This window comes from Streptomyces sp. NPDC007896 (genome assembly GCF_042959425.1).
GTDB lineage: Bacteria > Actinomycetota > Actinomycetes > Streptomycetales > Streptomycetaceae > Streptomyces.
The window spans coordinates 341,008-360,166 of sequence record NZ_JBIBKX010000015.1; the positions used below are offsets into that span (position 1 = coordinate 341,008).

Here is a 19,159-nt window from a genome sequence, read left to right on the forward strand (position 1 = left end):
GCGGGAACTCACGTCGTTACGAACCGCCGACGAAGCCACCAGGTTCCGTTCTCACGAACCTTGCTCATGGGAACACCTTGGCCACCAGCGTAAATGATGTCCGGAAGAAATGAGGAAACAAGTTCCATTTCTCTCTGTCTCCTTCTCCTGTAACGGGGTGTCCTGGCGTGCAACGGTCACCGTCGATTACGGCCGCAGCGGGGCGTGGACTCACTGCAGTGACGGCACGGACATCCATGGCGATGGCGGTGTACCGGAACCTGATTCATTGTCCGGTACACCGTCACCCGTGCAGGCAATGGCCGAAGACCACGAACACGCCCGAGGGAACTGCACCTGCCCGCACCCGTGGCCCGCACCGGCCACGGTCATCGAAGGGCGCGCCGGCTAGCGGACGACGTGGACGGTCACTGGCGTGGAGGTGCGGTCCGTCTTCGCGTGCTGGTGGTGCCTGTCGGTCGCGTACAGCACTGAACGGAACTGCAGCTCGCCCGTGTGCGTGGCCTTGACGTCTGCGCGCGCATCGCCGTTGAAGCTCCGCGTGACGGGGTGCCACTGGCCCCAGTGGCCGGGTTTGCCGGACCGCTCCTGTATGACGAGTATGGTGTACCGCTCGGCGTCGTCGTCACCCTGGCCGTGTACCTTCACGACGTGGCCGGCATGCGCGGTGTGGGGGGTGGCCTGAATCGAGATGTCGCTCTTCGCGAACGCCGGGGATGCCGCCAGTGCTGCTGAGGTCACACCCAGCGCGCCGACTACCGCGAGCCGCTTCATACCAAGCTTCATGCTCAGGTCTCCTTGAATTTCTTCGTTCCCTTTGCGCCAACTAGGTTCATAGCTGCCCAATTGGCGCGCTTTCACCGAAGAAGAGCAGTCGGCGCGCCAAGAAGTTGGCCCCCGATTGTCACTACCTCGTAACTGGCGTCGGATGACCACCGCGCTGCCTCACCGTGCACATACCGAGATGGGCGAGAGCATCGGCGGCACGGTCAAGGTCTCGGTCGGCAAGGGCAAGCAGGTCGCGCGGCTGAGGCAGGGTCACCTGCGGCTCGCCGCAGGTGAGGCGCCGGTCTGGAGCGACACGCGGGGCGGCCGCAGCGCGACCCTCAAGCCGCCGTTCCGGCTGAAGCCGACGGCCGGGAAGGTCCGGCCGGCGCCGAAGTCGTCGGCGAGATGAAGGCACTGCACACCGCACTGACGACGAGCGGGGCCCCCAGGCTCACCACCTGAGGGCCCCACTGGCTCGACCGGGTCTGCTCTTGCCGAGCAACTCGCGTACGTGCTGGACGATTTCCTCGTCGGTGTAAGCGTGACCGCCGATGCCCCAACCGCCGGGAACCGCCTCGGTGAGGGCGACCCAGGTGCGCTCGGCGAGGGAAGGGTCCCCCGCGGCCGATGCCACCAGCTCCGAGAGCTCCTTGACCAGGCTGAGCTGCTGCTCGCGGTCGAGTGCGCCGGCGTTGGTCGTGACGGTGACGCGGACGTGGTCGTTGCTGCCGCCGGCGGTGCGCCGCTGCGGCGCTGCCGTCCGGCTTGACCGGTACGCGCAGCAACGCGGCCTGGTCGGAGTTCGACACCCACACCGCGCCGTTGTGCAGCTTGACTCCGTTGACGCTGAGCAGGCTCGTGGGCTCATAGGCCGTCCCGGAGGCCCAGACGGTGGGGGTTTCGCCGGTGATGGGGGCGCCCCAGATGACTCCGCGGGTGGAGTCGGCGATGTAGAGCCGGCCGGTGCGCTCGTCCAGCGCCATGCCGTTGGGGAAGCTCGCGGCGCTGAGTGCGATGATGCGCTGGGGCTTGCCGCCCGGTCGGATGCGCCAGATGCCGGTGAGGGAGCCGTCGTCGGCCGCGTAGCCGACGTAGAGCGTGCCGTCGTCGGTGCGTACCAGCCCTGTGGCGAGGCTGTAGTCGAGTGCCGGGGTGTTGACGCCGCCGTCGGCCGGCTGCGGGAGGGAGGCCAGCAGCCGCCGGTGCCCGCCCGGTGTGACCTCCTCTAACTGCGCGGATCTGGACAGGACGATGTTCAGCTTGCCGTTCGGAGTCACCACCACGTTCTCCGGCTGCTCGCCGGATGCGAGGTCGTACTCGACGAGGACGCGCGGATGAGAGGCGGGGAAGGCGGCAGCGGACGCGGGCTGCGTGGTGAGGGACAGAGCGGCCAACCCGGCGATGGCCGCCGGAAGGAGCGTCCGTCGTGGGTGCGAAACGCGCATGTCCATGTTCATGGCTCCTTGGGTGGTACCCGAAGGGACGTCGGGGTGAAGTCGGGCTTGCCCGTTGTCAGTCGACGGAGATCTCGGTGAGGTCGATGGAGATCAGGACCGGTTCCTTGAGAGCGGGTCCGTCTTCCCGGGCGGGCACGATGTACCGGTGGGTGGGGAAGACCAGTCCCGACGCCGTGATGTGCCGTTCGGCGAAGTGCGAGGCGTTGGGGCGGCCGAGCACGTCGGGAGCGTAGTCGTGGCGTCGCAGAAGGCCGTCGGCGTCGTAGTAGAAGACCTGTTCCGTGTTGTGCGTGGCGATCTCCTCGGGGAAGGTGGCGTGGAGCCATCGCCAGGCCGTACCGTCCACCTGCCAGGGCTCCACTTCCTCCAGTACGACGCCGGGGCGGGTGAGCAGGTAGGGGGCCGTGAGGTAGTTCCACATCGCGTAGCCCGCGAAGTAGAGCGCGTGCAGCTCGTCCCAGGGGGTGTCCGGGCCGTGGTCGGCGAAGGACTCGCGGGGAGCGGTGCGTTCGGCGACGACCTCGCCGTCCCGCTTCTCGATCGCGACGCGGTCGGGGGTGAACACCCCGCGCAACTCCGGTCCGGTGAAACCCTCGTAGACCAGATGCTGTCGCTGTACGTCGACGGTCATGTGGGCCTTGGAGAAGATTCCCTCCTGGCCGCGCATGGGCCACAGCAGCCCGCCCAGGGAGCCCTTGGCGCGGATGGTCTGAGCCTCTTGCCAGCGGGGGAGGCCGCCGTGGGCCTCGAGAACGAGATTCAGTAGGTCGCTCATGGGACGCCGTCCATTCGTGGGGAGTTGTGTTCCGATGGGGGAGGGGGCGGCCGGTCGGCTTGCTGCGGCAGGCCGACCGGGCCGAGCGGCTTACTGTCGCCAGGCCGCGACGAGGTTCTGCACCGGGACTCCGCCTTCGCGCGCGAGGTTGAGAGCGCGGGAGCTGACCCAGAGAATGGTCGGGCCGGCATGGTCCGGGTAGCGGTCGAGCAGCGCCTGGAAGAACGCCTCCGGGGTGTCGTGCGCGGCCGGCGCGGCCTCGGCGTCGTCGAGGTACCGGCGGGTCTCGGCGAAGAGGCGCGCGGCGTCGTCGTCGAGGTTCTTGTTCCGGTGGCTCGCCACGATGTGGCGCGGTGTCAGCGCGGCGACGGTGTCGATGGCCTCGCGCCAAGGGCCGAAGTCGCCGTCGGCGGACTCGGCGAGGTAGACGTGGACGCCGTTGTAGATGACGTCGCCGGCGACGACGAGGTCGAGGTCCGGCACGTGCACCGCCGCGCTGTCGTCGCTGTCCGCGTGCCCCACCTCCACGAGGTTGACGTCGTGACCTTCAAGGCCGAGGCGGTAGAGCTGGTCCTTGGCCAGGTCGTAGGCGGCGAAGAGCCGCCGGACCCTGTGCGGGCGGGTGTAGGTCGCCCGGCGTCGGGGCCGCGGTCCGCCGCGTAGAGATGGACGCGCACTCGCTCTGCGACGGGCGCAGCCTCACGGTTACGATCACCGGGGCGGCGGCCGCGGAACGCGTGAGCGCATCCTGCGGGCGGCGGAGGAGCTCTGCTGTACATGTGGAATCCACGCCACTGGGGTGGCGGCGCTCGTGGAGGCTGCGCACGTCTCGACCCGGACCTTTTGCGGGGTGCCGGAGAGCTGCCGGAAGTCGCCCGTCTCGCGCTGCGCCACAAGGAAGCCTTCCGCGATCGCGTGGTGGCCGCAGCCGCCCAGGCCGGAGCAGCTCACTCGGCGAGCCTCGGCAGGCAACTCGCCGTGATCTTCGAGAGCGCCAACGTACTGGCAGGGCCCGGGATACCGGTATGCGTAGCTGATTCTTCGTTCCTTCGACCGTCGAGGTCTGGACCTCCAGGTACTTCACGCTGTCCTCCATTGCCGGTCCGATCTGTGCGATGAGTGGCAGGGCGGGAGACGGCGGTGTCAGGCTTGCGCGCTCCCTACGCTGCCGGTCGCGGCGCAGGTATCTTCCTCAGCCACCCGAAATGCGCCGAGGGGCACGACTCGTTTGGTCCGGAAGCAGGATGGATCAGCGACGGGGTGCTCGTCCCTCACCTATATGAGTGAGGGACGACAAGGCTGGCGGACGGATCGGGGGTTGCGCTTGTTCACGGCCCGCACCGCAGAGGATCGTCCCGGCTGCGGTGTTGAATCCTGGCGTGCCACCGCCGGTGAGTGGACCGTCCCATGACGGGACGGTCGAGACCCGGTCGTAGGGTCAGGTCAGGGTCCGTAGCGGAGAGCCTGCGGCCCACGCTGCGATGTCTTCGACTGCGTCCTGGTAGAACACCTCGTACAGGTCCCGGCTGACGTATCCGATGTGCGGGGTCACCAGGGCGTTGTGCAGGGAGCGCAGAGGATGGTCGGCAGGCAGCGGTTCGCGATCGAAGACATCCAGTGCCGCGCCCGCGATTCTCTTCTCGTTCAGCGCGTCCAGGAGGGCGGCTTCGTCGATCACGGGCCCGCGTGATGTGTTGACCAGGAGCGCGGTGGGTTTCATCAGGCGCAGTTCACGTTCGCCGACGACCCCGCGTGTGCGCCGGCTGAGCACGACGTGGATGCTCAGCACGTCCGAGCGGGCGAACAACTCGTCGCGTGGAACGTAGGCCACGCCCTTGGCCTGAGCGTCTTCCGGCCGGAGATTCTGGCTCCAGGCGATGGTCTGCATGCCGAAGGCTTTGCCGATCTCTGCCACACGGGTGCCCAGCTGTCCCAGGCCCAGGACTCCCAGAGTGGCGTGGTGCAGGCTCGTTCCCAGGCCCACCTGCCAGCCGCCGCGGCGTACCGACTCCACGTTCTGGGGGATCAGGCGGGCTGCTGAGAGGATCAGTCCCCATGTCAGTTCGGCCGTGGGGTGGGGGAAGTACCTCGTGCCGCTGACGGTGATGTTCAGCCGCCGGGCGGCATCGACATCGATCGCGGCGTTGCCGGGGCCTGTGGTGACGAGCAGGGCGAGTTCGGGCAGCCGGCTCAGTGTCGAACTCGGGAACGGCGTCCGCTCGCGCATGGCTACGATGACGTCGTGGTCGGCCAGCGCCGCGATGACTTCCGCCTCGTCGCTGAACGGCTCGTTGAAGACGTCTACTTGGGCGTGCAGGGAATCCCAGTCCGCCAGGCTCAGGGCGACGTTCTGATAGTCGTCGAGTACTGCGACCTTCATGTTGGGTCACCGGCTCTCGTGATCGGCACGCTTTCATGGTTACCAGGCGGAATCGTGCCGGCGGCCCGCTTCCGCCGTCGGCTCGCCAGTTTCCTCTCAGTGGCTTCCGTCTCCACCGCGGGGCAGGCCTCTGGTACGTTCCCTTTCCCGTTGCGGGAAGTCGGTGTAGCCGGCGGCGTCCGGGCCGTAGAAGAGATCCGGCTTCGGTTCGTTGAGGGGCGCGTGGTCGGCGAACCGGTCGGGCAGGTCCGGGTTGGCGATGAACGCCTGTCCGTAGGCGACCAGGTCCGCCAGGTCGTCGGCCAGGGACTCGCTTCCGGCGACGAATGCGCCCGTCTCCGCCCAGGCGGGTCCGGCCTTCACACCGACACGGCGCAGGTCGACATGGACACCGATGGCCTCGATGATCTCGAAGAGGGAGCGCGCCCGGTTCGCGATCGAGCCGGCCGCAGCGGTCCGTGCGCACATTGGTGCGGGGGTTCAGGAACTGGCTGATCAGGTAGGTGAAGCCGGCCTGGAGCTGTGCCCCGTCGAATCCGGCGCGCATGGCGTTACGGGCGGCCCTCGCGAAGTCGGCGACCGTCTGCCGGATGTCGTGCTCCGACATCGCCAAGGGCTCCACGGTGGCTTTGCCGCCCGCCGCCGTCGGCGCCGGCAGCCGCGGGCTGACAGCCGACGGCGCGAGAGGCGGCCGGCCGTCGAAGAAGCCGGGGTGCGAGGCGGACCCGGTGTGCCAGAGCTGGGCGAAGATGACGCACCCTGAGCGGTGGACCGCGTCCGTCACCTGCTTCCAGTGAGCGACCTGCTCGTCGGTGAACAGCCCCGGTACGTCGTGCCGGCCGATCGCGTCGCGGCTGATCCACACGCCCTCGGAGATGACCAGACCGGCCGACGCGCGCTGAGCGTAGTACTCGGCGTGCCGATCGCCGGGCAGCAGATCGCGGTTGCTTGCGCGGGCCCGCGTCAACGGGGCCATGACCATGCGATTCGCCAGCGGGACATCCCGCAACCGGTACGGCTGGAGCAGAGGCTGCGTCGAACTCGTCAGGTGAGTCTCCTGATCAAGGGCGAAGCCCGGCAGGCCCCGGGAAGGGTGCCGGGTCAGATTCCGGGGCGGCATCGGACGCCCTGACGCGCAGATCCACTAATGCACAGATCTCTGCCTTAGATGGCTTAGCGGCTACCCGCCTCAACGCAAACTTCTGCGCATCGAGCATGGGTGGAGGGAGCGGAGACTCAACGGGGGGTGGGGGCTCAGGGGTGCCGACCATGGAGTTCGTCGACGTAGGCGCGCGCGTCGATCTCGGACAGGGTCCAGGGTAGGAAGATGACGCGGTAGATGATCGGGGCCACCACCCGGTCGATGACGTCGTCACCGCTGAAGACGCCGCCGGACCGGGCGGCGAAGGCAGCCGCCTCGGCCCGCCGGTCGCGCAGGCAGTCCGACTCGCTCTCGCCCGCCGCGGCGGCCCCGCCCCGAAGGATGGCGGCGTTCACCGGGACGCCGTAGTGACCGATCATCTCCTGTGCCCATACGGCCAGATCGGCCCGCACGTCCCCGGTGTCCGGAAGGCCGCGCTCGGGGTCCAGTCGGTAGGTCGCCAAGTCGTTGATCATGGTTCGCGCATCGCCCCACCGCCGGTAGATGCTGGAGTGATTCACCCCGGCACGCTCCGCGACCATCGGGACGGTGATGGCGTCACTGCCTCGTTCGGCGATCAGTTCCTCGACGGCTTTCCTGATGGACGCGAGCACTGCGGCACTGCGGCCGCCGGTGCGCCGCCGGGGGGACGATTCTGCAGTCATGGAGCCCACGGTAACGCACGGTGCTTTGCATTAATCCCCCTCCGGGGCTACGCTCCTTGTAACGCACAGATCCTGGCCTTAGAGGGCTTCGAGGTGGTCGGACTGCTCACGCAGTACCGCATTCACACGCGCCGGTGACCGATGGCGCGCGCACTGGTGACGGCCGCTGAGTACCAGCGACTGTCCGCCCCTTGTCCCTCGGCCGGCCAGACCGACTCCCTCACCTGTCCAGATGAGAGAAACACAGCTGGCTGATGACTGGGAATGGAGGTCATGAAAGCCGTCGAGCGCAACCAACGCCACGCCACGCCGCGCAACCAACGCCACGCCGTGAGGGCAACGCCCAGGTTCGCCATCGGCGAGCCGGAATTCCAGGCCCTCGGCCGAGCCACGGCAGCAGCGGCCCGACCGGCCCATTGAACGGCATGCCCCCTCCGGAGCAGGAAAGCTCCACGCGCAGAGATCCGAAGCACGAATAACGCATTCGTCACAGTGAGGAATCAACGATGCCGTCCGCACCTCGCACCGCACCGCAGCAGTACCTGGGCCGCTTCGGAATCTTCAGCCACGAACTGCGCTCCGAGGACCCGGCACTTCAAGAACAGCGGCGACGCGCGGCAGCCGCGCTGGAAGAACTCGGTTTCGGCGCGATCTGGCTCGGGGGAAACAGCGGCGTGCACCACGCCGCCGCGCTCGGCGGGTCCACTGAACGCATCGCCCTGGCCACCGGCATCCTCAACATCTGGCACGAGGACGCCAACATCGTGGCCCGGCAGCGAGCCGAGATGGAAGAAGCCCACCCCGGCCGGTTCCTCCTGGGCCTGGGCGCAAGCCACGCGCAGCTGGCCCAGAACTACCAGCGGCCCTACTCCACGATGGTCGGCTACCTCGACACCCTCGACAACGCTGCCATCCCCGTCCCGACAGACCGCCGGATCCTGGCGGCGCTCGGACCGAAGATGCTGCGTCTCGCCCGCGACCGGGCCGCCGGCGCCCACCCCGCCATGGTCACCCCCGAATACATCAAGCAGGCCCGGGAGGTCCTGGGCGACGGACCGCTCCTGGCTCCAGTGGCCACTGTGGTCCTGGAAAGCGACCCCGTCCGGGCACGTGCCATCGCACGTGACTTCCTCGACCTGTACCTCCGGCTGCCCAACTACACCGCGAACTTCGAACGCCTCGGCTTTACCGACGAAGACTTCACCGGCGGCGGCAGCGACCGCCTGGTCGACTCCCTGGTGGCCTGGGGAACCGACGACGCGATCAGTGACCGCCTGACCGAGTTCCACACCGCGGGCGCCGACCATCTGGCCCTGCAGCTCATCACCGCCGGGGGAGGCGAGACCCCGCCGCTCACCCAGTGGCGCCACCTCGCCGACCTCACCGGCGTCACCGCGAAAAGTGCGTAGCCGCACACGTGACGACGCCCGAGGCACTCATGACAACCATCCTCTGGAGCACGGCATGTCCACACCCGAGCAGAACAAAGAACTCGTTCTGACAGCCTTCGACACACTCTTCGGCAAGCGCGACTACGCGGCCGCGGAGGAGTTTTGGTCCGAGGACTACCTTCAGCACAGCCAACACATCCCGCCGGGACAGGAGGGTCTGTTCAACCTGGTTCGTGCCCTGCCGGCCACCCTGCGCTACGACAACCAGCTCGCGGTCGCCGAGGGCGACTACGTGATGCTCTACGGCCGGTTCTCAGGCACCGGCGAGACCGCGTCCGTCGTGGCCGACGTCGTACGCGTCGAGAACGGCAGACTGGCCGAACACTGGGACGTCTGGGAGAGCGAGGCGACCCGCGCCGAGTCCGCCAGCGGTCTGCCGATGTTCGGCGACCACTTCCCGCCCGACCGGTCGAGGTGAGCCGAGATGACCGGCACCAATCGCCAGTTCCGCCTCAAGGCCCGCCCGTCCGGCCCCTTCAAAGATTCCGACTTCGAGCTCGTCCAGACCCCCACTCCCGTGCCCGGCGACGGCGAGCTTCTGGTCAAGGTCACACACCTGTCGATCGACCCCGCCATGCGCGGCTGGATGAACGCAGGACACGTCACTCCGGTGGACGTCGGAGCGGTCATGCGGGCGATCACGATCGGGCAGGTCGTGCACTCCCGCCACCCCGGCTTCGCGGAGGGCAACTTCGTCCACGGCACGTTCGGCGTCCAGGAGTTCGCTCTGTCGGACGGAACCGGGGTCTACAAGGTCCACTCCGAGGAGGAGGGCACGTCGCTCGCGGCGTATCTCGGCGTCCTGGGCATGACCGGCATGACCGCCTACTTCGGGCTCCTGGACGTCGGCGGGCTCGCCGCGGACGACGTGGTGCTCGTGTCGGGAGCGGCCGGGGCCGTCGGAAGCGTCGCCGGTCAGATCGCGAACATCAAGGGCGCCCACGTGATCGGGATCGCGGCGCGCGAGTCGTCATCAGCGGGGCGATCTCCCAGTACGACAACGCCGATACGGTCGTGGGCCCGAGCAACTATCCGACTCTGCTGTACCGGAGCGCCTCCATGGCAGGCGTCGCCTTTCCCGCATTCGCCGACCGGTATCCCGAGGCCATTGCGCAGATGTCGCAGTGGCTCGCCGCCGGTCAGCTGACGAGCGTCGAGGACACGGTGCACGGCGACATCGAGACGTTCCCGGCCACGCTCAGACGCCTGTTCACCAGCAAGAACACCGGCAAGCTCGTCCTCGAACTCGAGCACCAGGCGTGAGCCCACCCCCCTGCCTCCGGCGCACCTGCACTGGTCCGCCGGACCGACTCCTTCACCTGTTCAGGTGAGGGAAGCACAACCGACCGATGACTAGGACTTGAGGTCATGACAACCACTCAGCGCATCCACACCCCCTTCGGAGAAGAGTCGACGGCCGCCGAGGTCATCGCAGGCGTCGACCTCTCCGGCAAGCACGCAGTCGTCACCGGCGCCGCCTCGGGTCTCGGCGCCGAGACCGCCCGCGCCTTGGCCGGCGCCGGCGCCTCGGTCACCCTCGCGGTTCGCAACACCGACGCCGGCGAGCGCACCGCGACCGAGATCCGCAAGGCGACCGGAAACGACGCCGTCCATGTCGGTCGGCTCGACCTCGCCGACAAGGCTTCGCTCACCGCCTTCACGAGCGCCTGGGCCGGGCCACTGCACATCCTCGTCAACAACGCCGGCGTGATGGCACTGCCCACGCTCGAGCGCACACCGGACGGCTGGGAACTGCAGTTCGCGTCCAACCATCTCGGGCACTTCGCGCTCGCGCTCGGCCTGCACGACGCGCTCGCGGCGGCCGGCAACGCGCGGATCGTGTCGCTGAGCTCCCGGGGCCACCACGCCTCGCCCGTCGAGTTCGACGACATCAACTTCACCTCCCGCCCCTACGACCCGTGGCTCGCCTACGGGCAGTCCAAGACCGCCAACGTTCTCTTCGCGGTCGAGGCGACCAACCGCTGGGCCACCGACGGGATCACCGCCAACGCCGTCCACCCCGGCGTGATCATGTCGACGAACCTGTCGCGCTACATGGATCCCGACCAGGCCGCACAGCTGCGCGCCGCCGAGGCAGCCGGGGAACTCGGCTCGATCCAGGGCGCGCCGTTCCGGTTCAAGACGATCGCCCAGGGCGCCGCGACGAGCGTACTGGTCGCGACCTCCCCCCAGCTGGAGGGCATCGGAGGCCGCTACTTCGAGGACAACAACGAGGCGGAGAAGCTGACGTCCCAGGCTGTGGGATCCGCCCCCGGCGGCGTAGCCCCGTACGCGCTCGACCAGGATGCCGCCGAGCGTCTGTGGGAACTGTCGCTCGCCGCAGTGCGCGCGTGACCACGGTGACCAGACACCACACCACACCACACCACATCTCTGATTCGGCCGGCGCAGCCGTCGTGCCCATCAGCCCGCTGCGAAGTGCGCGACGGCTGCGGACCGGGGCCGCGGACTCCGGAGTCCGGCTGGAAAGATCGCGTCGGCTGCGCAACGGAGAAGTGTCCCCGGACCAGACACCCCGTGGGACCAGCTCCACGCGCTGTACTTCGCGGGCTACGCCCTGTGGAACTACCTCACTGCCCCCTACCTGCTGACACGTCCCGGTGTCGTGGTGGAGGAGCTCGAACCCTGGCGTGAGGCCGCCGAAGACTGGCGACGGCTACGAGCCAGGTTCCCCGACGCCCTGGCCACTCATTCCACGGAACAGGTCTTCTACTACAACGCGGCCGGCCTGCTGCGCCGCCATGACTATGCGCCCGACGTACTTGGCGGCACACCGGCCGCGCACTTCTCCGAACACCATGTGCGCGCATCGGGATTGGTCTTCCCGACTCACAGGTTCGTCGTGCCCGTTCAGGAAGACGGGCACGCTGCATCCGAACCGATCCTCATCGTCATCGATCTGACCGACATCTCCGTCACCTGACGACGGGCCGCCGGTATCCCGTGGGGAAGCACGAGGTCGCCAAGAGCCCCAGGCCTGCTGAGGAGCAGCGCCGGCGCCGGCGCGCGTCATGCGCGGTGTCGCAGGGCGTCCGGGCGGTCGCGCACCCGCCTCACCCTGCTGAGCCGGGTCGGTCGCTCGTGGGCGCCGACTGCGCGCCGCGCAACGTGTTGGCCAGCTGGACACGGGATTGGACGTCGAGCTGGGCGAACACGGCGCGCAGGTGAGTGCCGACGGTGTTGACGGACACCTCGAGTTCGGCGGCGGCGGAGCGGTTGGAGTGCCCGTCGGCGATGAGCAGTGCCACGCGGCGCTCGGCCTCCGTCAGGGCGGTCCAACCGGTGTCCGGGCGGGTGCGTGCCACCGCCCACTTCGCCCGGCGGGCGCCGGCCTGACGCATGATGCGCTCGACTTCTGCCCGGTAGACACGGGCGTCCATGCGGTGGTAGTTGTCCCAGGCCCGGTCGAGCTGCTCCAGAGCCGCGGCCTTTTGCCCGTCGGCCAGCAGAGCCCGGCCGTAGGTGTCGGCGCCGAAGCCGGACAGGATGGGGCGGGGGCTGCGCGCGAGGATCTGTGCACTGCGCGCGATCATCGGCAGGTCACCCATGCTGCGTCCGCGCAAGCTCAGCGCCACGCCCTCGAAGCTGGCCACCCCGGGGTTGCGCTCCGCGGCCAGCTCAGCGACACGGACGACCACGTTGGCGAACGAACCATCGTGCCCGGCGACGCCGATTTCGAAGAACAGGCCCATCCAGCACGGCCACAGCGGCCAGTAGTTGCACGAACTGCTCGCGCCCTCGGCAACTGGCCGCAGCAGGTCCAGAGCCCGGCTCAGGTCGCCCTGGCTGGCCGCGACCCATCCTGCGAGCACGGTCAGGCCCGGGCGACGCACATCTGCGTCGGCATCGATGAGCTGCTCGGCGGAATCCACCAGGGCCGCGGCGTCTTGAGTCTGGCCGCGCAGCAGCGCCACGGAGGCCTCCACGATCACCGCGTCCAGCGCATAGACAAGGTTGTTCAACTGCCGACCGAGCTCCAGCAGGGTGTGCGCGTCCGCGACGGCCTCGTCCGAGCGGCCGAGGTTGAAGTCCTGCCACAGCCGGGCACAGTGCAGAGCGGGCAAGATCGCGCTGGTCGTGTCGCCGTGCTCCGCCCATACCTGGTCGAGCAGGAGCTGCGCGTGCTTGTAGCGGTCGAGGAACTGCAGGGTGGTGATCTCCTCGGCCAGCTGGTGCGGCCCGGCGAGCAGGCTGAAGCTCGCCGGCCACCTGTACACGCCGGACGACGGGGCCGTCGGCCCGCGCCCGGCGATCGTCGTCAGCCACCCCGGCAGCGGTGTGAAGGAGCAGGCCGTCGGCCTGTACGCGCTTCGTCTGGCCGAGCAAGGCTTCGTCGCCCTCGCGTTCGACGCCGCCTACCAGGGCGAGAGCGAGGGCGAGCCGCGCGGCCTGGAGGATCCAGCCCACCGGGTCGAGGACATCAAGGCCGCAGTCTCGTTCCTCACTACTCGTGACGATGTCGACGCTGACCGCATCGGGGCGCTGGGCATCTGCGCCTCCGGCGGCTACGTCCTTAGCGCGACGGTGTCCGACCACCGGATCAAGGTCGTCGGCACCGTCAGCGCCGTGGACATCGCCCGCCAGTTCCGTGACGGCGCCGACGGCGCCCAGGACCCGGCTGTCTTCCAGGGCATGCTCGCCGCGGCCGCGGCCGCGCGCACTGCCGAGGCCCGCGGCGAGGGAGTCCAGACCTTCCCACTCTTCCCCGACACGGCCGAGCAGGCCCGCGCGCTGGGGGGGCCGGCACGCCGTGGAGGGCTGCGAGTACTACTGCTCCGACCGCGCTCAGCACCCACGCTCGGCGAAGTCCTTCACCTGGTCCAGCGTCGACCGCATGGCCTTCTTCGACGCCTTCCGCTTCGTCCACCTGATCGCGGCGCGTCCGCTCCTCATGATCGCCGGACGCGAGGCGATGACATCCTGGATGAGCGTGGAGGCGTTTCAGAACGCCCGCGCCCCGAAGGAGCTCCACTGGATCGACGGAGCCGGCCACGTCGACCACTACGACAAGGAGCCCTACGTCGGGCCCGCGGTCGAGAAGCTGACCGACTTCTTCCGGGCCCAGTTGGCCGCCACCGAGTAGACATCAGGGCGGGCCGCCGCTACCAGCCCGACGGTGTGCTGAACCGGACTGGATCACCCGAGACAGCATCCGGGCATCCATTCGCCCGGGACCACATCAACCGAGATGCCCAGCGACCCCACGTCTCAACTGAACTGGTCGTCGCCGCACGTCACCGGGCCCGGCTGGGGCCGGATCGTTCGTGACGGGACACCCCGTCCGTCACGCTGATGCAGTCCGCGGTATCGCCTCCGGCCGGACCGTAGGAGGAAGGTCGCGAAGTCACAGGCCCTGCAACGCGAGGTCCTCTAGCCGACGGGTGAGCAACCGCGCAGGCCTAAGCCGATAGTTATGTCCTTTCCATCGACCGGTTCAGACATAGGGGGAATGACATGCGCAAAATCTTGCGCGGCGTCGCCGCGTTGGCGACTGCGGCGACCGCCGTCGTGGCGATGTGCGGCGCGGCACAGGCGAAGCCCGCTGAGGGGGACTGGAATGGTTGCCCGTACGGGGCCGTCTGCATCTGGGGCCAGGACCGCAACCCGTACCTCGACCCCCACCCGACCAATGTGTACTGGAGCTACGGCGCCCACAACCTGAGCAACCAGTATGGCGACCACTACGTCTTCAACAACCAGTACGGCGGCGCCAGCATGAGCCTGTGCACCGGCTACAACGGCGTCGGCTGCCACGTGGCGCTCGAGGTGCAGGAAATCGGGAGCTTCAACCTGACGCCCTACAACTCTGTCACCCTCAACCGGTAGCCCATCCACTGCCCGGGGGCCGCAGTGGTTGGTCACAGTCGGTAGAGGCTGTCAGAGCTGCCGCTGGCCGGCATGGCTGTCCGCTGACCGGTCCAGGTATCGGGAGGAGCGAGGAAGAGGGGGCGGCCTCAGATACATGCTGGGCCTCAGCGGTGCATCACACGGTGATGACGACCTTCGAGCGCGCATGCTCCACTTCGAGGTACCGAATGGCCTCGGGTACTTCACTCAACGGGTAGGTCCGGTCGATGACTGGGGTGAGTTTCCCGGACTCGGCGAGTTCTCTCAGCGCCGCCAAGTTCTCCCTGCTCGGCGTCGCCGTGAGGACGAGCAGCCGATGGCGGACAAAGCGTGACATCGCTTGCCCCTTGAGGATGAGACCCATCGGCCCGATAAGACTCCCGCCTTCGGATACGCCCCCACCGGAGAGAACGAGCCTCCCCGTGGGTGTCAGCGCGCGTCGGCACTCGGTCAACGAACGGTTCCCCACCAGGTCGAACACGACGTCGTACCGCCGTCCGTTCCGGGTGAAGTCTTCCCGGGTGTAGTCGATGAGATGATCCGCGCCCATCGACCGCACCAGTTCCATGTTTCTCGTACTGCACACGCCGGTCACGTCCGCGCCGAACGCCTTGGCGATCTGTACGGCGAAGGTGCCCACACCACCTGACGCACCATTAACCAGTACCTGCTGTCCCGGCTGTACCCGTCCCAGGTCGCGCAGGCCCATCAGTGCGGTGTTCCCCGCCAGCGGCACCGCGGCCGCCTGCTCGAACGACAGGCCGGCTGGTTTCGGCTCCACCACGTTGTCCTGGGCACACACGTATTCGGCGAATGCCCCGTCGACTTCGCCGAATACCTCGTCACCGGGACGGAAACGCTTCACGTTCCTGCCCACCGCTTCCACCCGACCCGCGAAGTCCGTGCCCCGGATCTTCGTCTTTGGGCCGCTCAACCCGAGCACCAGGCGCGCCAGGTACGGGTCGCCCCGCATGAGGTGCCAGTCGCGGGCGTTGACCGCAGCCGCGTGGACTCGAACCAGGACCTCATGGTCGGCGACGACCGGCTTGGCGACCTCCCTGAGCTCCAAGACGTCAGGCGAGCCGTACCGGTCCTGGGCGATCGCCTTCATCGGGCCTCCGTACTACACGAGTGCGATCCGGAATGGATCGGCTGACCGGAAGTTCAGCACTACTCACGACGGTAGGCGAGCGACCCAGGTGCGGGCATCGGGGCAAATCCCTAGGTGACGCACGGAACCGGGCGGCGACGGTGCGGGCTACATCCATGATGTGAATGACCATCTCCTGTGCGTGAGGCTTTGCTCAAGGCGAAGGTAGGGTGCCGCAGCGGATTTGCCAGTCCGCTGTCAACGAAGCGCCTTCGTTGCCAGCGAAGTCGCGGCTCCTCGGCGCTGTTTCTCGGATCTCCTGACATGAGTGGGGTGTTGGGACCATGTCGGAGGTATGGGCCGTGGGGATCTGACGAATCCGGAATGGGATCGGTTGGAGTCGTTCTTGCCTCCTGGTGGTGCGCGTGGGGGCAGGCGGAGCGATCATCGCCGGGTGATCAACGGGGTTCTCTACCGGGTGCGGACGGGTGTGCAGTGGCGGGACCTGCTGGAGCGGTTCGGGCCGTGGGAGACGGTCTATAAGCGGCATCGCCGCTGGTCAGCGGATGGAACCTGGAAGATGCTGCTGTCGCGTATTCAGGCAGCCGAGGACGCCGCGGGCCAGATCGACTGGGACGTGTCGGTGGACTCGACAGCGGTGCGGGCCCACCAGCACGCCGCCGGCGCAAGGAAAGCGCCGCCCTCCGCGGTTCCTCAAAAGGGGGCCTGCCAGGGGACGAACCAGGCCGATCCGGTCCTGGGGAAACTGGTCGGCCGGCTGGCGGAGGTGGTCAGATCGGCGAGTGCCCGGGACGCTCCCGCGGAGGCTTCACCACCAAAATCCACCTCGCCGCCGAGGGGCGATGCAGGCCCCTTGCCCTCGTCCTGACACCGGGACACTACGGCGACGGCCCCCAACTCGAGTGCGTGCTGGAGCAGGTCTCCGTGCCCCGCACCGGAGTCGGGCGGCCCCGCACCCGCCCCGACCGTGTCCTGGCAGAGAAGGCCCACAGCGGCCGTCCCACCGGCTTCGACAGCGAGCACTACAAGAAACGCAACTCCGTCGAACGCGCCATCAACCGGCTGAAAGGCTTCCGTGCCGTCGCCACCCGCTACGAAAAGCGCGTATACATCTACCTCGGCACCGTCACGCTCGCGGCTCTCACGGTCTGGCTTCGCACATGATCCGAGAAACAGCGCTTCATGGATCCAGTGCTCACGCCTACTTCGGCGGGCACGCCACCCCATCAGCGGTCTGGCCTTCCGGCCGACCAGCAGGGGCACGGTCTGGTCCCAGAAACCGAACGCTTCCGGCAGCCTGGGTGCTCACCTGCTGGCGGCTACGGCGCACCGAGTCTTACCTACCAGGCAGCTCCCATCAGGCAGCCCTCGGCTTCACCCGACCGCTGCGACGGCCAGGAGTCGAAGGTCTCTCACCCTCACTCGACTTCAAGCGCCTCGTGGCGCACGTGATCCTCCGCCCAGTCGATTCCGCAGGTCACGTGCAACACGCGCTCCCTTCGAGCCTTCGCTGTCCCTCGGCATCGAGCCGAGGCGGGACCACTCGGCGACCTAATGGAAGCGCTCGCAGGCGTACAGCAACCGCAAGGCTCCGATCATGATTCAGCAGGCAAGAGCGCGGCGATTTCACCCAGAACTCGGGCCGCCGGTGCCGGGTCGACCAGCCACTTCAGGTGGCTGCTGGTGAGCGTACGGACGTCGTAGGGGTTCTCCGGCGTCAGCGCGTCGCCCTCGCGGATCATCCGGTCCTGCATGGCGAGCGGCACGCTGGTGTCCTCAGCCAGCCGGACGTACGTCTTGGGGATCCGCCCCCAACTGTCGGACTGCGCCCGGTCATCGGGTGTGCCGACGTCGAGGTTCTCGTCGGGCTGGAAGGTGTTGAGGAAAACCATGAACTCCTCGTCCGTCCCGTCGGCTAGGAAAGCCGACTTGAAGGCCGCGAGGACGCCAGGGTCGGCGGTGCGGAAGTTGGAGCGCAGCAGTCCGAGCTCGGCAGGGTTCCCGACCATCGCCGATGCCGGCCCTGTGGCGTCGACCGTGGCCATCTCGGGCTCGGCGTAGTAGGCGCTGACGTCGAGGTCGACGGGGCACCAGGCGGAGACATAGACGATGCGGTCGATCAGGTCGGGCCGCTGGTTGGCTGCGACGGTGGCCGTCATGCCGCCGCGGCTGTGTGAGACGAGGACGACGGGCCCGTTCCGCTTCGCCCGCTCCAGTATCCCGATGAGGTGCGCGGCGTTGTCGGCGAGCGTGACGCCCTTGATGGACCCGGGCGCGGTGGCGAGCCCTTCGAGATCCTGCGGCGCCTGATAGGCCCGCGGGTATGTCGCGGCGAACCCGTGCCCCGGAAGATCGACGGCGACCGAACGGTGTCCGAGGAGGCCGAGTTCGGCCTGGAGTGGTGCGAAGGAGAAAGAGTTCGCGAAAGCTCCGTGAACCAGTACGAACGTCGGTTGCATCTGTCTACACCCACTTTCTGGTCCTCTGCGGCGTCGGCGGCACGCGCGTCGCTCTTCCCGACGCCGCGAACCACCTCGCGGCCGAGAAACGAGACGTCGTCCTGCGGCGCACCATCCAGCCGCAGAGACGTCTTCGTGCAAGGCAAGCGGCAGCGGTCAATCGCGGAGTCACGAGGGCAGCGTGCGAACGGCTGCCCGCTATCCGATGATTCACAGTACTCAGTGAAAGATCATCCGCACTACCCGGACGAGCCCTTCCACCTCCCGGCATGCCACTCGTCGAGGACAGGCTGCCGGTTCTCGTGAACAAAACCCACTCGTCACTTCCGTCGCACTGTGCAGTCCTTCAGGGACTCCGGCAGAGTCCCGAAGCCTGTGACAACAACCGCGCTTCCCGTACCGCCGGTGACAAGAAGCGCGCCGACCTGGTGACAACTCTCGTGCCTCGTCTACAGGAACCCTCAGGTCGGCAGCGTCGTTGGTGACAACTGCCGCGCTCCGGCACAGTGTGGTCGGGTAGCCGGATCACGGCAACGTGATCCGGCTACCCGACCCACCCGGCGTGGCTGAGTGCTTGAGTTGGCTCGCCTGAGCGCCTGGGGTGACCGATCGACGTTGAGGTGACTGGGCCCGCTGACAGATGGCGGGTCACCAGCGAGACCGCCATCCCTCTGGAGCTTCAGAAGTTGTGGGGCGATGAAGATATTTGGGTCGCACGCTGCTTTGCCAAGCAGCCAGAGCACTTGCCGCCCACGGTCGATTCGGTACGGCGCTGTCCTGTCTCATCGAAGTCAGTCGTTCGTGTGCTGCTGACCTGTGTGGACTGGATTGGGTGAGACGCGTGGACTCGGTTCGTTGAGACAGACCGCGAGTCTCGTGCCTGCCGCATCCCGTGTCGAGGCGTCCCGTCTCCAGGGATCTGGCCCCCGTCTCAGGTGATCTGGCCCGATTCGCTTGCGGTCTCAGGTGACCTGGGTGTCCCTCGGCAACGATTCCTAATGCGGTCTGTCAAGCCGCGAGGACGGTGGGCGGCGTGAGTTCGTAGCACCGTCCGTCGCGCAGAAGGGCACAGAGGACGTTCACA

The 19,159-nt window shown here is 67.9% G+C and carries 18 protein-coding genes and 3 pseudogenes; 9 read left to right on the plus strand and 12 right to left on the minus strand.

Translation table 11 applies throughout. The features are described from left to right. Positions 1-387: 387 nt before the first annotated feature. The 9 genes and pseudogenes from ACFZDJ_RS39765 to ACFZDJ_RS39805 all read right to left on the minus strand — a co-directional run bounded on the left by ACFZDJ_RS39765 (position 388) and on the right by ACFZDJ_RS39805 (position 7,186). The gene (locus ACFZDJ_RS39765; RefSeq protein ID WP_390931737.1) at positions 388-786 is read right to left on the minus strand and encodes a hypothetical protein; all 399 of its coding nucleotides are present in this window, start codon (positions 784-786) and stop codon (positions 388-390) included. A gap of 320 nt (positions 787-1,106) precedes the next feature. Beyond that, positions 1,107-2,219 carry a hypothetical protein gene (locus tag ACFZDJ_RS39770; protein WP_391066412.1) on the minus strand — a complete coding sequence of 371 codons (1,113 nt, stop codon included), beginning with the start codon at positions 2,217-2,219 and terminating at the stop codon, positions 1,107-1,109. A 61-nt stretch (positions 2,220-2,280) separates the two neighbouring features. After that, on the minus strand, positions 2,281-3,000 hold the full coding sequence (locus tag ACFZDJ_RS39775; RefSeq protein WP_391066415.1) for a hypothetical protein: 720 nt from the start codon (positions 2,998-3,000) through the stop codon (positions 2,281-2,283). 90 nt (positions 3,001-3,090) lie between these two features. Then, positions 3,091-3,522 (minus strand): hypothetical protein, encoded by a 432-nt coding sequence (locus ACFZDJ_RS39780; RefSeq protein WP_391066417.1) that lies wholly within the window; start codon positions 3,520-3,522, stop codon positions 3,091-3,093. Positions 3,523-3,561: 39 nt separating this feature from the next. Then, positions 3,562-3,654: pseudogene (locus ACFZDJ_RS39785) on the minus strand (transposase); the annotation flags it as partial. 784 nt (positions 3,655-4,438) lie between these two features. Continuing rightward, positions 4,439-5,380 (minus strand): NAD(P)-dependent oxidoreductase, encoded by a 942-nt coding sequence (locus tag ACFZDJ_RS39790; RefSeq protein ID WP_391066420.1) that lies wholly within the window; start codon positions 5,378-5,380, stop codon positions 4,439-4,441. A 96-nt stretch (positions 5,381-5,476) separates the two neighbouring features. After that, positions 5,477-5,848 (minus strand): hypothetical protein, encoded by a 372-nt coding sequence (locus ACFZDJ_RS39795; protein ID WP_391066423.1) that lies wholly within the window; start codon positions 5,846-5,848, stop codon positions 5,477-5,479. A 37-nt stretch (positions 5,849-5,885) separates the two neighbouring features. Next, a pseudogene (locus ACFZDJ_RS39800) lies at positions 5,886-6,500 on the minus strand (alkene reductase); the annotation flags it as partial. A 134-nt stretch (positions 6,501-6,634) separates the two neighbouring features. Next, positions 6,635-7,186 carry a TetR family transcriptional regulator gene (locus ACFZDJ_RS39805; RefSeq protein ID WP_391066425.1) on the minus strand — a complete coding sequence of 184 codons (552 nt, stop codon included), beginning with the start codon at positions 7,184-7,186 and terminating at the stop codon, positions 6,635-6,637. 506 nt (positions 7,187-7,692) lie between these two features. On the opposite strand from ACFZDJ_RS39805, the gene ACFZDJ_RS39810 reads away from it, so the two are divergent. The 6 genes from ACFZDJ_RS39810 (at position 7,693) to ACFZDJ_RS39835 (ending at position 11,581) form a co-directional block, all read left to right on the plus strand. Continuing rightward, a complete protein-coding gene (locus tag ACFZDJ_RS39810; RefSeq protein ID WP_391066428.1) occupies positions 7,693-8,595 on the plus strand; it encodes a TIGR03620 family F420-dependent LLM class oxidoreductase in 903 nt (300 codons plus the stop codon). 55 nt (positions 8,596-8,650) lie between these two features. Further along, positions 8,651-9,055, plus strand: a complete 405-nt coding sequence (locus ACFZDJ_RS39815; protein WP_391066431.1) for an ester cyclase — start codon at positions 8,651-8,653, stop codon at positions 9,053-9,055. A gap of 6 nt (positions 9,056-9,061) precedes the next feature. Continuing rightward, positions 9,062-9,784 carry a hypothetical protein gene (locus ACFZDJ_RS39820; protein WP_391066434.1) on the plus strand — a complete coding sequence of 241 codons (723 nt, stop codon included), beginning with the start codon at positions 9,062-9,064 and terminating at the stop codon, positions 9,782-9,784. Next, positions 9,754-9,900 carry a hypothetical protein gene (locus ACFZDJ_RS39825; protein WP_391066437.1) on the plus strand — a complete coding sequence of 49 codons (147 nt, stop codon included), beginning with the start codon at positions 9,754-9,756 and terminating at the stop codon, positions 9,898-9,900. Before ACFZDJ_RS39820 ends, ACFZDJ_RS39825 begins: the two co-directional genes overlap by 31 nt. Before the next feature lie 105 nt (positions 9,901-10,005). Next, on the plus strand, positions 10,006-10,992 hold the full coding sequence (locus tag ACFZDJ_RS39830; protein ID WP_391066440.1) for an SDR family NAD(P)-dependent oxidoreductase: 987 nt from the start codon (positions 10,006-10,008) through the stop codon (positions 10,990-10,992). Between the two features lie 274 nt (positions 10,993-11,266). Beyond that, positions 11,267-11,581, plus strand: a complete 315-nt coding sequence (locus ACFZDJ_RS39835; protein WP_391066443.1) for a hypothetical protein — start codon at positions 11,267-11,269, stop codon at positions 11,579-11,581. A 130-nt stretch (positions 11,582-11,711) separates the two neighbouring features. Here the strand turns inward: ACFZDJ_RS39835 and ACFZDJ_RS39840 are convergent, their stop codons facing one another. Then, positions 11,712-12,875 (minus strand): LuxR C-terminal-related transcriptional regulator, encoded by a 1,164-nt coding sequence (locus tag ACFZDJ_RS39840; RefSeq protein WP_391066446.1) that lies wholly within the window; start codon positions 12,873-12,875, stop codon positions 11,712-11,714. Between ACFZDJ_RS39840 and ACFZDJ_RS39845 the strand changes: the two are divergent. Together ACFZDJ_RS39845 and ACFZDJ_RS39850 are read left to right on the plus strand one after the other, a co-directional pair. Beyond that, positions 12,814-13,741: pseudogene (locus ACFZDJ_RS39845) on the plus strand (alpha/beta hydrolase). The gene ACFZDJ_RS39840 and the pseudogene ACFZDJ_RS39845 overlap by 62 nt on opposite strands. A gap of 371 nt (positions 13,742-14,112) precedes the next feature. After that, positions 14,113-14,484, plus strand: coding sequence for a hypothetical protein (locus ACFZDJ_RS39850; RefSeq protein ID WP_390931763.1), 372 nt, complete (start codon positions 14,113-14,115; stop codon positions 14,482-14,484). Positions 14,485-14,641: 157 nt separating this feature from the next. Here ACFZDJ_RS39850 and ACFZDJ_RS39855 read toward each other — a convergent pair whose 3' ends face one another. Next, positions 14,642-15,616, minus strand: a complete 975-nt coding sequence (locus ACFZDJ_RS39855) for a zinc-binding dehydrogenase (RefSeq protein WP_391066449.1) — start codon at positions 15,614-15,616, stop codon at positions 14,642-14,644. Positions 15,617-15,950: 334 nt separating this feature from the next. Here ACFZDJ_RS39855 and ACFZDJ_RS39860 point away from each other — a divergent pair. Next, a protein-coding gene (locus ACFZDJ_RS39860) for an IS5 family transposase (RefSeq protein ID WP_391066452.1) occupies positions 15,951-16,780 on the plus strand; the annotation gives its coding sequence in 2 pieces (ribosomal slippage) (positions 15,951-16,358 and positions 16,361-16,780; 828 coding nt in all). Positions 16,781-17,211: 431 nt separating this feature from the next. Here ACFZDJ_RS39860 and ACFZDJ_RS39865 read toward each other — a convergent pair. Then, positions 17,212-18,075, minus strand: a complete 864-nt coding sequence (locus ACFZDJ_RS39865) for an alpha/beta fold hydrolase (protein ID WP_391066455.1) — start codon at positions 18,073-18,075, stop codon at positions 17,212-17,214. Positions 18,076-19,159 lie beyond the last annotated feature (1,084 nt).